1 protein-coding gene is annotated in these 16,710 nt (G+C 71.5%); it reads right to left on the bottom strand.

The features are described 5' to 3' along the window. Nucleotides 1-16,700, bottom strand: a 16,700-nt coding sequence (locus AB0H76_RS28160) for a non-ribosomal peptide synthase/polyketide synthase (protein ID WP_357329777.1), incomplete at its 3' end; no start/stop codon positions are given. Nucleotides 16,701-16,710: the final 10 nt, after the last annotated feature.

The raw sequence follows: 16,710 nt of genomic DNA, 5'->3' as shown, positions 1-16,710 counted from the left end.
CGATGACCATCCGCAGCCGCGATCACCAAACGACCACCACTGACAGCGGCAGACCAGAACTCCCACACCGACAAATCGAAGGTCGCCGCGGTCTTCAACAACACCGCGTCCTCGACACCGAGACCGAACTCGGCGGTCTTCCACAGCAACTGATTCACGATCGCCGCGTGCGGCACCGCCACACCCTTGGGCTGACCGGTCGAACCCGACGTGAAGATCACATACGCGGTGTTCCCGGCCCGCAACGGCGCCAGCCGCTCAGCGTCGGCCACCGGCGCATCGGACACCGCATGCAGGTGCAGGGCATCCAAGTGCACCACGGGCACGGCAGCGGTGCGGAAACCCGTGCCCGAAGTGGTGAGGACCAGGACCGGCGCGGCCGTTTCGAGGACGTAGCCGGTCCGCTCGGCGGGCTGATCGGGATCCACCGGCACGTAGGCGCCGCCGGCCTTGGCCACCGCGTACATCGCGAGCACCAGGTCGACCGAGCGCGGCAACGCCAGCACCACCCGCGACTCGGGGCCGACACCCAGCGAGATGAGCAGCCGGGCCAGGCGATTCACCCGGCTGTCGAGGGCGGCGTAGGTCAGCACGGCGCCGTCGGCCGCGACTAGGGCCACGGCGGCCGCCTCGGCCGCCACCGTCGCGTCCAGCAGCGCGACCAAGGTCGCGGAGGTGTCCGTCCGGTGGGCGGTCGCGTTGCGCTCGACCACGAGCGCGCGCTGTTCGGCGGCGTCGAGCAGCTCGATATCGCCGACGGCGGTGCGCGGGTCCGCCGCGATCGCCGCGAGCAGCCGCACGAAGCGCTCCGCGAAGCCCTGCACCGTCGCCCGATCGAACAGGGCGGTGGCGTAGGTGATGCCGCCGCCGATGCCCGCCGGCGCGCCCTTGTCGTCGTAGCTGTCGGCCACGATCCAGTGCAGGTCGAATTGTGAGATGGCGGTGTCGAACTCCGCGCCCGCGACCGTGAGGCCGGGCAGGTCGAGGCTGACCTGCCCCAGGTTCTGGAACGACAGGCCGACCTGGAACAGCGGATGCCGGGCCGTCGAGCGGGCCGGGTTCAGCACCTCGACCAGCCGCTCGAACGGCACGTCCGCGTGCGCGAAGGCCTCCAGATCGGTCTCGCGCTGGCGCGCCAGAAGTTCGGTGAACGAGGCCCCGGCCCGCACTCGCGAGCGGAACACCAGGGTGTTGACGAACATGCCGATCAGGTCGTCGAGTTCGGCCTCGCCGCGGCCCGCCATCGGGGTGCCGATCGCGATGTCCTCGGTGCCCGACAACCGTGCCAGCAGTACCGCCAGCGCCGAATGCACCAGCATGAACAGGGTCGCGCCCTCGGCGCGGGCCACCTCGACCAGCGCGCGGTGCAGTGCGGCGTCGATGCGCACCTCGACCTGGTCGCCGTCGAAGGACTGCACCGCGGGCCGCGGGCGATCGGTGGGCAGGTCCAGCTGATCGGGCAGCTCGGCCAGGGCCGTGCGCCAGTAGTCGACCTGCTGGGCCGACAGCGAGAGCGGGTTGTCCTCACTGCCGAGCAGTTCACGTTGCCACAGGCTGTAATCGGCGTACTGCACCGGCAGCGGCGTCCAGCCGGGCGCCGCCCCCGCCGCACGCGCCGCGTAGGCGATCATCAGGTCGCGGGTCAGCGGCGCGATCGACGAACCGTCGCCGGAGATGTGGTGAATCGCCAGCGCGAGCACGAATTCGTCTGCCGTGCCCTCGATTAGGAACAGCTCGACGCGCAGCGGCACTTCGGCGGTGACATCGAACGGGGCCGACATCAAGCCGACGACCGCCGATTCCAGTTCCGGCGCGGCGAGCGTACGCACCGCCAGCTCCGAAGTCGCCTGCGCCGCGGCCAGAATCACCTGCACGGGACCGTCGTCGGTCTTGGGGTAGACGGTGCGCAGCACTTCGTGCCGCTCGACGAGATCCGCGATGGCCGCCCCGAGGGCGGCGATGTTCAGCTCGCCGGTCAGCCGGACCGCGACCGGGATGTTGTAGGCCGCGGACTCGCCGTCGAACTGGTTCAGGAACCACATGCGCTGCTGTGCGAGCGAGAGCGGAATGCGCTCCGGCCGTGGGCCGGCCACCAGCGCGTGCCGCCCACCGGCCCCGGCGTGCCGCTCCACCGCGCGGGCCAGCCCGGCGACGGTCGAGGCCTCGAACAGCGCGCGCACCGGCACCCGGGTCTCCAGTGCCGCGCCCACGCGGGCCGCGACCTGGGTCGCCAGCAGCGAGTTACCGCCGAGGGCGAAGAAGTCGTCGTCGGCGCCCACCGGCTCGGCGCCGAGCACCTCGGCGTACACCCGCGCCACGACCTGCTCGATCGGGGTCGACGGCGTGCGGAAGGCCTGGGCCTCGAACTCCGGCTCCGGCAGTGCCTTTCGATCCAGCTTGCCGTTCACGGTCAGCGGAAGCGCGTCCAGCACCACGAACGCCGCGGGCACCATGTAGGACGGCAGCACGGTATCCAGCGCGGACTTCACTTGCGCCACATCGATATTCGCACCGACGAGGTAGGCAATCAGCCGATCGCCCGTGCGCGGATCCGACGAGGCCAGCACCGCGGCCTGCGCGATCCCGGGCAGCGCCAGCAGCGCCGCCTCGATCTCGCCCAGCTCGATCCGGAAACCACGGATCTTCACCTGGAAGTCGGTACGACCCCGGTAGCTCAGCTCCCCGTCGGCCTGCCAGGCGACCAGGTCGCCGGTGCGATACATCCGCTCGCCCGGCTGGAAGGGGTTGGCCACGAAGCGATCCGCCGTCAGATCCGGGCGGCCGAAGTAGCCGCGCGCCACCTGCGCACCCGCGAGATAGAGCTCGCCGGAGACACCGGCCGGCACCGGGCGCAGCCGCCCGTCGAGCACGTATACCTGGCTGTTCCACTCCGGCGCGCCGATCGGCACCGACACCGCGTCGGCGTCGGTGACGCGGTGGCTGGTGATCGACACCGCCGCCTCGGTCGGGCCGTACAGGTTGAACAGCTCCACCCGCGGCAACTCGCGGCGGAAGCGCTGGGCCAGCGGTCCCGGCAGCGCCTCGCCGATGGCCAGCACCCGCCACAGCGAATCCGGCAGGTCCCCGGCGCCCAGCAGCGCGTCCAGCATGGACGGCACCGCGTGCAGCGTGGTCACCCATTCGCGCGCGATCAGCTCGTTCAGGTAGGCCGGGTCACGATGACCGTCCGGTGCGGCGATGACCAGCCGGCCGCCACAGACCGCGGCCGTCCAGAACTCCCACACCGACAGGTCGAAGGTGGCGGCGGTCTTGAGCAGCACCGCGTCGGCGGCGTCCAGCCCGAATTCGGTGGTCTTCCAGAGCAATTGATTCGCGATGGCGCCGTGCGGCACCGCGACGCCCTTCGGGCGGCCGGTCGAGCCGGAGGTGAAGATGACGTAGGCCGTGTGCTCCGGCCGCAGCGGCGCGAGCCGGTCGGCGTCGGTGATCGGGCCGGCCGCCAGGGTGTCGTCGATCGCGTCGACGCGCACCACGGGTGCGACTTCGGTCGTGAAGGACGCGTCGGCGTCGGTCACCACGCAGACCGGGGCCGCGGTGGCGAGGATGTAGCCGGTGCGCTCGGCCGCTTGGTCCGGGTCCACCGGCACGTAGGCGCCACCGGCCTTGCTCACCGCGTACATCGCCACGATCAGGTCCACCGAGCGGCGCAGCGCCAGCGCCACCCGGGACTCGGGCCCGACGCCGAGCGCGATCAGATGCCGGGCGAAACGATTCACCCGGGCATCGAGATCGGCATAGCTGACCTGGGTGCCGTCGGCGGCGATCAGCGCCACCGAATCGCGCGCCGTCGCCACGGTCGCGTCCAGCAGCGAGACCAGGGTCGCGTCCGGACGCACCGGATGCGCGGTGTCGTTCCAGCCGTGCAGGATTCGCACCCGCTCGTCCGGCGCCAGCAGCTCGATCTCGCCGACCGCGCGGGCGGGCTCCGCTGCCACCGCCGCCAGCAGGGCGACGAACCGATCCGCGAAGCCCTGCACCGTCGACCGATCGAAAAGCGCTGTGGCGTAGGTGAAGTAGCCGCCGAGGCCGATCGGCGCGCCGTCCTCGTCGTAGCCGTCGGCCACGATCAAGTGCAGATCGAACTGCGAGACCCCGGACTCGATGTCCACACCCGAGAGCGTCAGGCCGGGCAGTTCCAGTTCGACCTGACCCAGGTTCTGGAAGGACAGCCCGACCTGGAACAGCGGATGCCGGGCCGTGGAGCGCACCGGGTTCAGCACCTCGACCAGGCGCTCGAACGGCACGTCCGCGTGTGCGAAGGCCTGGATATCGGTCTCGCGCTGGTGCGCGAGCAGCTCGGAGAAGGCCGCGCCGGGCCGCACCCGGGACCGGAAGACGAGCGTGTTGACGAACATGCCGATGAGATCGTCGAGTTCGGCCTCGCCACGACCCGCGATCGGCGTGCCGATGGCGATGTCCGCGGTGCCGGAGAGGCGGGCCAGCAGCACCGCCAGCGCCGAGTGCACCACCATGAACAGCGTCGCGCCCTCGGCGCGCGCCAAATCCACCAGCGCGCGGTGCAGTTCGGCCTCGACCCGGACCTCGACCCGGTCGCCGGCGAAGGACTGCACGGCGGGCCGCGGCCGATCTGCGGGCAGTTCGAGCTGATCCGGCAGTCCGGCCAGCGCCGTGCGCCAATAGTCGATCTGCTTGGCCGCCAGGGACTCCGGATCGTCCTCGTGACCCAGCAGCTCGCGCTGCCAGATGCTGAAGTCGGCGTACTGCACCGGTAGCGGCGCCCAGCCCGGCACCTCGCCCGCGGCGCGCGCCGCGTAGGCGACCGCGAGATCGCGGGCCAGCGGGCCGTCGGAGACGCCGTCGCCGGCGATGTGGTGCACCACCATCGCCAGCACGTACTCCGCCGGGCCGGCGGCGTCGGCGGTGATCCGCAGCAGCGTGACGCGCAGCGGAACCTCGGTGGTGACGTCGAAGGAGGTGGCCAGCAGCCCGGCCACGGCCGCGGGGACCTCGGCCGGTGCGACCCACCGCTCGTCCAGCGCGGGAATCGCCTGGGCCGCGGGCAGAATCACCTGCACCGGGCCGTTCGGGGCCTGCGGGTAGACCGTGCGCAGCACCTCGTGCCGGGTGATGATGTCCCCGATCGCGGCGCGCAGCGCGGGCACGTCCAGCGCACCGGTCAACCGCACCGCGACCGGCAGGTTGTAGGCCGCGGACGCGCCGTCGAACTGGTTGAGGAACCACATGCGCTGCTGCGCGGGCGAGAGCGGAATGCGTTCCGGCCGTGGGCCCGCGATGAGTTCGCGGCGGCCGCCGCTGCCCGACAGTTCGGCCAGCCGGGTGGCCAGCGCGCCGACCGCGGGCGCTTCGAAGAGCAGCCGCACCGGCACCCGGGTGTCGAAGGCCGCGCCGAGCCGGGCGATCAGCTGGGTGGCGATGAGCGAGTTGCCGCCCAGCTCGAAGAAGTTGTCGTCGACACCGACCCGCGCGACGCCGAGCAGGTCGGCGTAGACGCCCGCCACGATCTCCTCGATCGGCGTGGCCGGCGCGCGGAAGGCGGTCTTCTCGAAGACCGGTTCGGGCAGAGCTTTACGGTCCAGCTTGCCGACCGGGGTCAGCGGCACCCGGTCCAGCACCACGATGGCGGCCGGCACCATGTGCGCGGGCAGCTTGCCGCCCAGGTACGCGCTCAAGCGGGCCGGGTCCACGACGGTGTCGGGCGCCGCGGTCACATAGGACACCAGAACCTTTGCGCCGCCGCCGTTCTCGCGGCCGAGCGTGGTCGCGAAGTCGACGTCCGGGTGGGCGCCGAGCACCGCGTCGATCTCGCCGAGCTCGACGCGATAGCCGCGGATCTTCACCTGGAAGTCGGTGCGCCCCAGGTATTCCAGCTCCCAGCCGGCGGGCGCGCCCGCGGCGAGCCGGTCCGCCCGCTCCGGAGCGGCTACCCAGCGCACCAGGTCGCCGGTGCGGTACATGCGCGCACCCGGCTGGAACGGGTTGGCCACGAAGCGATCCGCGGTCAGCCCGGCCCGGTTGTGGTAGCCCCGCGCCATCGCGGGACCGGCCAGATACAGCTCACCGGCGACGCCGGGCGCGACCGGACGCAACCGCGCGTCCAGCACCACGGCCGACATCTCGTGCACCGGTTTGCCGATGGTCAGGCGCTGGCCCGCGAACTGCGGGCCGAAGAACGCGCCGATGGTCATCTCGGTGGGCCCGTACCCGTTGACGTAGCGACGGCCCGGCTGCCACTTGAGCAGCAGCTCCGGCGTCGTCGCCTCGCCGCCGGTGGCCACCAGCGCCAGCTGGTCCAGACCGGCGGGGTCCAGGGTGCCCAGCAGCGCGGGGGTCAGCACGGTGTGCGTGACGGCCTCGGCGCGCAGCAGCTCGGTCAGCTCGTGCCCGCCGATCACGCCCTGCGGCACGATCACCAGCGTGGCGCCGGTGACGAAGGCGCTGAGCCACTCCTCCACCGACTGGTCGAAGCTGGGCGAGGTCACCTGGGTGATGCGATGGTCCGCGGTCAGCTGGTAGGCGTCGACCACATACCCGGCATAACCGGCCAGGCCGGTGTGCGGCACGGTGACGCCCTTGGGCAGGCCGGTCGATCCGGAGGTGTAGATGAGGTAGGCCGGGTGGGCCGGTAGCAGCGGGCCCAGCCGATCCGCGGCGGTGACGGGCGCGTCGGACCGCTCGGCCAGCAGTTCCCCGGTCGCCGGGTGGTCCAGCGCCAGCCAGGACAGGTCCCCGGGCAGCGTCGCGAGGTCCGCCGTGCTCGTGATGCCGAGCACCGCACCGGAATCGGTGACCATGTGCCGGAGCCGGTCCGCCGGATACGCCGGGTCCACCGGCACGAAGGCGCCGCCGGATTTGGCGACCGCCCAGATCGCGGCGATCATCTCGTAGGACCTGGGCAGTGCCAGGGCGACAAGGCTTTCCGGCCCGATGCCGCTGTCGATCAGGACCCGCGCCAGGCGCGAGGAGTACGCGTCGAGTTCGCCGTAGCTGATCGAGCGGCCCGCGATGCGCACCGCGGTCCGGTCGGCGCCGAGCCGCAGGCCACGGGTGATGAGGTCCGGCAGCAGGCCCGCGCCCGCGCCGGCCGCGCCGCGCACCGGCGCCAATTCGCGATACTCCGGCTCCGAGAGCAGCGGCAGATCCCCGACGGGCCGCCGCGCGTCCCGGACGATGCCGCCCAGCAGGCGGGTGAAACGCTCGGCGAACACCCGCACCGTGGCCTCGTCGAACAGGTCACGGGCGTACTGGAATTCCGCGTACAGCCCTGCGGCCGCACCCGCGGACTCCGCCTCGCGAATGGTCAGCGAGAGGTCGAACTGGGCGGTGCCGATCTCGAAATCGACTGCGCCGATGCGCAATCCGGGTAGCTCGAAATCGGTGTCGGGCAGGTTCTGGAACGCCAGCTCCACCTGGAACAGCGGGTTCCGGGCGGTGGAGCGCTCCGGATTCAGCAGTTCCACCAGGCGCTCGAACGGCAGGTCGGCGTGTGCGAACGCCTGGAGGTCGACGTCCTTGGCCTGCGTCAGCAGCTCGGCGAAGCCGCGCTCCCCGTCGACCTGGGTGCGCAGCACCAGCGTGTTGACGAACATGCCGATCACGTCGTCCAGCGCGGCATCGCCACGCCCCGCCACCGGGGTGCCGATGGCGATGTCCGCGGTGCCCGACAGGCGGGCCAGGAACACCGCGAGGGCGGTGTGCACGACCATGAACATGGTCGCCGTCTGCTCCCGCGCGATCGCCCGGAGGCCCTGGTGCACTTCGGCATCGATCACGAACTCGACCCGGCCGCCGGCGAAGGACTGCATGGCCGGGCGCGGCCGGTCCGCGGGCAGGTTCAGCTCTTCCGGCACACCGGCCAGGGCGGTCCGCCAGTAGGCGGCCTGCGCCGCGATCAAGCTCTGCGGGTCGGACTCCGCGCCCAGCGCCGCGCGCTGCCACAGCACGAAGTCGGCGTACTGCACCGGCAGCGGCGTCCAGCCCGGCGCCGCACCGGCGGTCCGGGCGGCGTAGGCGGTCATGATGTCGCGGGTCAGCGGCCCCATCGACCAGCCGTCGGCGCTGATGTGATGCGCCACCAGCACGAGCACATACTCCGAGCCGCCCTCGACCTGGAACAGCTTGGCGCGCAACGGCACTTCGGCGGTGACATCGAAGCCGGCGGCGAAGACCTCGACGACGCGCTCGAGCAGATCCGCGGCCGCGACGGGTTCGGGCGACAGATCGGGCACGGCGGCGTCCGGGGACAGGATCACCTGGTAGGCGACGCCGTCCTGCTCGGGGTAGACGGTGCGCAGAGATTCGTGGCGGGCGAGCAGATCCGCGACCGCCGATTGCAGCGCGGCGACATCGAGCGCACCCGTCAGGCGCACCGCGGCCGGCAGGTTGTAGGCGGTGGACGTGCTGTCGAACCGGTTCAGGAACCACATACGCTGCTGCGCCAGCGACAACGGAATGCGCTCCGGCCGCGGACCGGCGACCAGGGCGGGCCGGTCGGCCTCGGTGTGCGCGGTCTGCGCCAGCTTGGCGGCCAGTCCGGCCACCGTCGAGGCTTCGAACAGGGCGCGCACCGGCACCCGGGTATCCAGGGCGGTGCCGAGCTGGGCCGCCACCCGGGTCGCGACGAGGGAGTTGCCGCCGAGCTCGAAGAAGTCGTCGTCCGCGCCGACCTGATCCAGCCCGAGGACGGTGGCGAAGACCTCGGCCACGATCTCCTCGACCGGGTTGGCCAGGGCCCGGAATTCCCGGGCCGCGAAGGTGGGTTCGGGCAGCGCCTTGCGATCCAGCTTGCCGCTGGCGTTCAGCGGGAATTCGTCCAGCGCCACGATGGTCGCCGGGATCATGTAGGCGGGCAGGGTTTCGGCGATCGCGGCCAGCAGCGCCTGCGGCTCGATCGACCGGCCCGGCGCGGGCACGGCGTAGGCGACCAGCTGATCGCCCAGCGGCGCGGCCACCACCAGCGCGGCGGCCTGATTCACCGAATCCTGGGCCAGCAGCGCGGTTTCGATCTCGCCGAGCTCGATGCGCTGGCCGCGGAACTTCACCTGGAAGTCGGTGCGGCCGAGGTACTCCAGCCGGTCCGGGTGTTCGCGCCAGAGCACGAGATCACCGGTGCGGTACATGCGCGCGCCGGTGCCGAACGGGTTGGCCACGAACCGATCCGCGGACAGGTCCGGGCGGCGCACGTAGCCGCGGGCCAGCTGGGCTCCGGCCAGATACAGCTCACCCGGCACCCCGGCGGGCACCGGCCGTAGCCGCGAATCCAGCACGTACACCTGGGTGTTCCACTGCGGAACACCGATCGGGACGGTGCGCACGTCGGCGGCCGACGCGGGCCAGTAGGTGACCGAGACCGCGGCCTCGGTCGGGCCGTAGAGGTTGTGCAGCGGCGCGGCCGAGACCGCGGCCCAGGCGGCCACGGTTTCCGGCGGCAGCGCCTCACCGATGACGAAGACGTAGCGCAGCGACGGATAGGCCGTGCCACCCGGCGCGGTGTGCGCGGCGAACACCGTCAGCATGGACGGCACGAAGTCGGTGACCGTGACCGCCTGGACGGCAATGGTTTCCGCGACGTACCGCGGATCCCGGTGCCCGTCCGGCGTGGCGACGACGAGCTTCGCGCCCGCCCGCAACGGCATGAAGAAGCCCCACAGCGACACGTCGAAGGTGGTGGCGGTCTTCTGGAGATAGACATCGTCCGGGCCCAGTGGATACTCGGCCAGCATCCAGGTGATCTGGTTGTGGATCGCCTCGTGCGAGACCGCCACGCCCTTGGGGCGGCCGGTCGAACCCGAGGTGAAGATGACGTAGGCCGGATGGTCCGGGCGCACCGGACGCAGCAGCTCCCCGGCCCGCACCGGTTCGCCCGGATAGCCGCTCAGATCGATCGCGTCCAGCGCCAGCGACTCGGTGCCCTCCGGCAGGCAGGACGCCGCGTCGGTCGTGGTCAGCACGCCCAGCGGCCGCGCGGTGTCGAGGATGTGCCCGATCCGCTCGGCGGGATGATCCGGATCCAGCGGCACGTAGGCGCCACCGGCGGTGACGATCGCGTACATGCCGACCACCAGATCCAGCGAACGCCGGAGAGCCAGGCCCACCAGTGTTTCCGAGCCCACGCCACGCGCGATCAGCAGGCGCGCAAGGCGATTCACGCGCTCGTCGAACTCGCGGTAGGTCAGCGACTCGCCCTCGTAGGACAGCGCCACCGCGCCCGGCCGTTCGGCGACCGCGCGCCGGTAGCCGTCGAGCAGCAGTTCCGGGGCTACCGGTTGACCGGTGTCGTTCCGGCCCAGCAGGATCCGGTCGCGCTCGCCGGAGTCCAGCAGCTCGATCGCCCCGACCGGCTGCTCCGGGTCGAGGGCGACGGCGGCCAGGATCCGCACCAGCCGCTCGGCGTAGCGCACGATGGTCGCTTCGTCGAACAGATCGGTGGCATAGGTGAACACCGCGGCCATGCCGCCCAGCTGCTGGTCGCCCTGCTCGGGCACGATCGTCAGCTGAAGGTCGAATTTCGCGATGGCGCCGTCGAATTCGAGGGTGCGCACCGAGATGCCGGGCAGTTCGAGTTCGGCCTGATCCATGTTCTGGAAGAACAGCGCCACCTGGAACAGCGGGTGATGGGCCTGCGAACGGACCGGATCGAGCACCTCGACCAGCCGCTCGAACGGCAACTCGGCGTGCGAGAAAGCCCCGAGGTCGGTCTCTTTCGCCGCCGCCAGCAGCTCCAGGAACGAGGCGCCGGGATCGATCCGGGTCCGCAGTACCAAGGTATTGACGAACATGCCGATCAGATCGTCGAGCTCACGCTCGCCGCGGCCCGCGATCGGGGTGCCGATGGTGATGTCGCCGGTGCCCGACAACCGGGCCAGCAGCAGCGCGAACGCCGCGTGCACCACCATGAATTCCGAGGTGCCCGAGCGCTGGGCGAGCGCGCTGAGCCCCGCGCGCACCGACGCGTCCACCTCGAAGCCGTACTCCCCCGCGCCGCCGGTCGCGATCAGCGGGCGCGGACGGTCGGCGGGCAGGTCGAGCCGGTCCGGAATGCCGGCCAGCGCGGCACGCCAGTACGAGATCTGCGCGGCCGCCAGCGATTCCGGGTCGTCGGAGTCGCCGAGCAGGTCGCGCTGCCACAGCGTGTAGTCGGCGTACTGGATCCGCAGCGGCGTCCAGATCGGGCGCGCGTCCTCGCGCCGGGCCAGATAGGCCATCATCAGGTCGCGGGCCAGCGGCGCGAACGACGCGCCGTCGGCGGCGATGTGGTGCACCACCATGGCGAGCACGTGCTCGTCCGGGGCCACCTGGGCGACGCCGACGCGCAGCGGAACCTGCTCGGCCACGTCGAAGCCGGACAGCAGGATCTCGCTGAGCCAGCGCGGCAGGTCGGCCTCGGTCATCGGGTCGCGCCGGAGCCGCGGAACCACCTGCGCGGCAGGCAGAATCACCTGGTAGCCGGTGCCGTCGACGGCCGGGTAGACCGTGCGCAGGGTTTCGTGGCGCTCGATCAGGTCGGCCAGCGCGCATTGCAGGGCGTGCAGATCCAGCGTGCCGGTCAACCGGATCGCGAACGGGATGTTGTTCGCCGCCGACTGGGGGTCGAACTGGTTGAGGAACCACATCCGCTGCTGCGCGAGCGAGAGCGGAATGCGCGGTGGGCGCGGCCCGGCCGACAGCGCCTTGCGCGCACCGGTGCCCGCGTGCTGCTCGACCTTGACCGCCAGCGCAGCCACGGTGGCCGCCTCGAACAGCAATCGCACCGGAACCCGGGCGTTGAGCGCCGCGCCGAGCCGCGCGGCCACCTGGGTGGCCAGCAGCGAATTGCCGCCGAGCGCGAAGAATTCGTCGTCCAGGCCGATCCGCAGGTGCTCGTCACCGCCGTCGACCTGGAGTACCTCGGCGAAGGTGGCGGCCACGATCTGTTCGATCGGGGTGACCGGCGCCCGGAACACCGCCTTCTGGAAGGTGGGTGCGGGCAGGGCTTTCCGGTCGAGCTTGCCGTTGACGTTGCGCGGCAGCGCGTCCAGGACCACGAAGGCCGAGGGCACCATGTAGGAGGGCAGGGCCGCGCCGAGGGCGGAACTCACCTGTGCCACTTCGATGTCCGTGCCGACGAGGTAGGCGACCAGGCGATCGCCGGTGCGCGGATCGGCGACCGCGAGCACGGCGGTCTGCGCGATGCCGGGCAGCGCCAGCAGCGCGGCCTCGATCTCGCCCAGCTCGATGCGAAAGCCGCGGATCTTCACCTGGAAGTCGGTGCGGCCCCGATAGTCCAGTTCGCCGCCGGTGTTCCAGGCGACCAGGTCACCGGTGCGGTACATCCGGGCGCCGGGCTGGAACGGATTGGCCACGAACCGATCCGCGGTCAGATCCGGGCGGCCGAAGTAGCCGCGCGCGAGTTGCGCGCCGGCCAGGTACAGCTCGCCGGAGACGCCGACGGGCACCGGGTTCAGGCGCGCGTCCAGCACATACACCCGGCTGTTCCACTCGGGCCGGCCGATCGGCACCGCCGCCTGGTCGTCCTCGGTGACCCGGTGGCTGGTGATCGACACCGCGGCCTCGGTGGGGCCGTAGAGGTTGAACAGCTCGATCAGTGGGCGCTCCCGGCGCAGCCGCTGCGCGAGCGCGCCGGGCAGGGCCTCGCCGATGGCCAGCACCCGCCACACGCACTCCGGCAGCTCGGCGGTGACCAGGGCGTCCAGCATGGACGGCACCACGTGCAGGGTGGTCACCCATTCCCGGGCGATGAGCTCGTTGAGGTAGACCGGGTCCTTGTGACCGTCGGGCGTCGCGATGATCAGGCGGCCGCCGCAGACCGCGGCCGACCAGAACTCCCAGACCGAGAGGTCGAAGGTGGCGGCGGTCTTGAGCAGCACCCCGTCCTTGGGGCTCAGGCCGAATTCGGCGGCCTTCCACAGCAATTGGTTGGCGATGGCGGCGTGCGTGACCGCGACGCCCTTCGGCCGGCCGGTGGAGCCCGAGGTGAAGATGACGTAGGCGGTGTGCCCGGGGCGCAGCGGCGCCAGGCGGTCGGCATCGGTGATCGGGGTGGTGTCGCCACCGGTGAGCGCGTCCAGCACCAGCACCGGCGCGAGGTCGGTGCCGAACGCGGCGTCCGCGTTGGTCAGCACACAGACCGGTGCGGCGGTCTCCAGGATGTAGGCGATGCGCTCGGCGGGCTGATCCGGATCGACCGGCACGTAGGCGCCGCCGGCCCGGGCCACCGCGTACATCGCGACGACGAGATCGACCGAGCGCCGCAGCGCCAGCGCCACCCGTGCTTCCGGCCCGACGCCCGCGGCGATCAACTGCCGCGCGAGACGATTCACCCGGGCGTCCAGCTCGGCGTAGGTGAGCTCGGCCCGGCCCGCCGGAGCGTCGGCGACCAGCGCCACCCCGTCCGGGTTCGCCGCGACCGTCGCGTCCAGCAGCGAGACCAGCGTCGCGTTCGCGTCGACCGGATGATCGGTGGCGTTCCACGCGTCCAGGATGCGGTCGCCCTCGGCGGCGGCGAGCAGGTCGATCGAGCCGACCGGCGCCGTCTCGTCGGCGATGACCGCGTCCAGCACCCGGACGAACCGCTCGGCGAAGCCCAGCGCCGTCGGCGCGTCGAACAGGTCGGTGGCGTAACCGAATTCGGCCAGGATCTCGGCGGGCGTGCCGTCCTCGGCGTAGCGGTCGGTGAGGGTGACGTGCAGGTCGGTCTTGGCCAGCCAGGTGTCGAAATCGACGCCGCTGACGGTCAATCCGGGTAGCTCGAAGGTGGTCTGCGCCAGATTCTGGAACGAGAGGCCGACCTGGAACAGCGGGCTGCGCGCGGCCGAACGCACCGGGTTCAGCACCTCGACGAGCCGCTCGAACGGGACGTCGGCGTGCGCGTAGGCCTCCAGGTTGCGTTCGCGCACCTCGGCCAGCAATTCGGTGAAGCTCGCCTCGGGCCGCACGTGCGTGCGGAAGACCAGGGTATTGACGAACATGCCGATCAGGTCGTCGAGTTCGCGTTCCCCGCGGCCCGCGATCGGGGTGCCGACGGCGATGTCGTCGCCGCCCGAGAGCCGCGCCAGCAGCACCGCCAGCGCCGCGTTGCACACCATGAACAGCGAGGCGTTGTTGGCGCGGGCGATCTCCTGTAGTCGCGCGTGCCGGCGCGGCGAGATCTGGAACCGCACCGTCTGGCCGCGGAACGAGCGCGCGGGCGGGCGCGGCCGGTCGGCGGGCAGCTCCAGCTGATCCGGCAGCCCCGCCAAAGTCTGCTTCCAGTAACCGATCTGGCGGGTCGCCACCGAATCCGGGTCCTGCTCCGAACCCAGCACGGCCCGCTGCCACAGCGCGTAGTCGGCGTACTGCACCGGCAACGGCGCCCAGTCCGGCTCGCTGCCCGCGGAACGCGCGGTGTAGGCGATCATCACATCGCGGGCCAGCGGCCCCATCGAGGAGCCGTCGGCGGAGACGTGATGCACCACGAAACCGATCACGTGCTCGTCCGGCGCCAGCCGGAACAGCGCCACCGCGACCGGAACGTCCTCGCTCACATCGAACGTCGTCAGCGCCAATTCGACGATGTGCGAGACGATGTCGTCGGGCTCGACCTCGACCGGCGTCAGCGTGAACGGCCGGGTCGGCGCGGGATGCACCACCTGGTACGGGCCCTCGGGCGAGCCCGGATACACCGTGCGCAGCGCCTCGTGCCGGGCGAACACGTCACCGATCGCCGCACCGAGCGCGGCCACATCCAGCGCACCCGACAGGCGCACCGCGAGCGGGATGTTGTCCACCGCCGAGGCGGACGGATCGAACTGATTGAGGAACCAATACCGTTGCTGCGCGGGCGAGAGCGGAATCCGCGCGGGCCGCGCCATCGGCGTCAGCGCCAGCCGCCGCCCCGAACCCTTGGACTCCTCCAGCCGCTCGGCCAGCGCCGCCACGGTGGACGCTTCGAACAGCAGCCGGGCCGGCACCTGGGTATCCAGTGCGGCGCCCAAGCGCGCGATGACCTGCGTGGCGATCAGCGAGTTGCCGCCGAGTTCGAAGAAATCGTCGTCCGCGCCGATGGGGTTCGGCGGTTCCAGCAGCTCGGCGTAGACGGCCGCGACCATCTCCTCGAGGTGGGTCTGCGGCGCGCGGAACTCCTTGGCGCGCAACTCCGGCGCCGGCAGCGCCGCCCGGTCCAGCTTGCCGACGGGGGTCAGCGGGATCTCGCCGAGCACCATGATGGTGGTGGGCACCATGTGCGCGGGCAGGCTCGCCTGCACGTGTTCGGTTAGCGCCGCGACGTCGGCGACGGCGCCCGCCGCGGCATGCACGTACGAGACGAGAATGGTTGCGCCGGTGTCGAGATCATGGCCCACGGTGACGGCGAAATCGACCGAGTCGTGTGCCGCGAGCACCGCGTCGATCTCACCCAGCTCGATCCGGAAACCACGGATCTTGACCTGGAAGTCGTTGCGGCCCAGGTACTCCAGCTCGTGGTCGGCGGTCCAGCGCACCAGATCACCGGTGCGGTACAGCCGGGAACCGGTGCCGTCGAAGGGATTCGCGATGAAGCGCGCGGCGGTGAGCGACGGCCGCCGATGATAGCCGCGCGCCAGTTGCGCACCGGTGATGTACAACTCGCCGATGACACCGTTCGGCACCGGCGTGAGCCGGTCGTCCAGCACGTATTCGGTGATCGCGCGGATCGGGCCGCCGATCGTCACGGTCTCGCCCGGCACCAGCGGCGAGCTGATGTTGGTCATGATCGTGGTCTCGGTCGGGCCGTAGCCGTTGAAGAGCTCGCGGCCGGATCCCCAGCGCCGCACCAGTTCCGGCGGGCAGGCTTCGCCACCGGCGACCACGACCTGGAAATCGTCCAGTCCCGCGGGGTCGACCGAGGCCAGCGCGGCGGGCGTGATGAAGGCGTGGGTCACGCGCTCGCGCCGCAGCAGCGCCGCCAGTTCCGCACCGCCGTAGACGGTCGGCGATACCACGACCATGGTCGCCGCGCCGCCTACCGCCAGCAGGAGTTCCAGCACCGAGGCGTCGAACGAGGGTGAGGCGAAATGCAGTGTGCGCGAATCACTCGTGACGCGATAGCGGTCGCGCTGTTCGTCGCAGAAGCTCGACAGACCGGCCTGGGTGACGACCACGCCCTTGGGCTTGCCCGTCGAGCCGGAGGTGTAGATGACGTACGCGGGGTGCTCGGCCCGCAGCATCCGTGGCCGGTCCGAGTAGGTCACCGGCTCCGGTGAGAACTCCGCCAGCCCGGCCAGGAACTCGGCATCGTCGATGACGAGCCACTCGGCCGCCTCGCCTCCGCTCGCCGCCGGAACGACCGCGGCGGCGACGGCTTCGACCGTGAGCCCCAGCACCGCACCGGAATCCGCCACCATGTGCGCGACCCGGTCCTGCGGGTAGTTCGGATCCACCGGCACGAAACCCGCACCGGTCTTGGCCACCGCCCACACCGCGACCACCGACTCCACCGAGCGCGGCACACCCACCGCGACCAGATCCTCCGGCCCGATCCCCCGCGCGAGCAGCAGCCGGGCCAGGCGCGTCGACCGCTCGTCCAGCTCGGCGTAACTCAGCTGCGCCAGCGAGGTCTGTGCGTCCGCGAACACGACGGCGGTACCCGCGGGGTTGGCCTCCACGGCGGCGGACAGTAGTTGCGGCAGGGTTTTGACCCGGGAGCGCTGCGGACGAGCGGGCCGGGTGCGGGTGGGCCGCGACATCAGCCCACGA

The sequence above is a fragment of the Nocardia sp. NPDC050712 genome (assembly GCF_040654295.1).
Lineage (GTDB): Bacteria > Actinomycetota > Actinomycetes > Mycobacteriales > Mycobacteriaceae > Nocardia.
The sequence above is the reverse complement of the archived record's forward strand: the minus strand, read 5'-3'. Positions and strand labels throughout refer to the sequence as shown.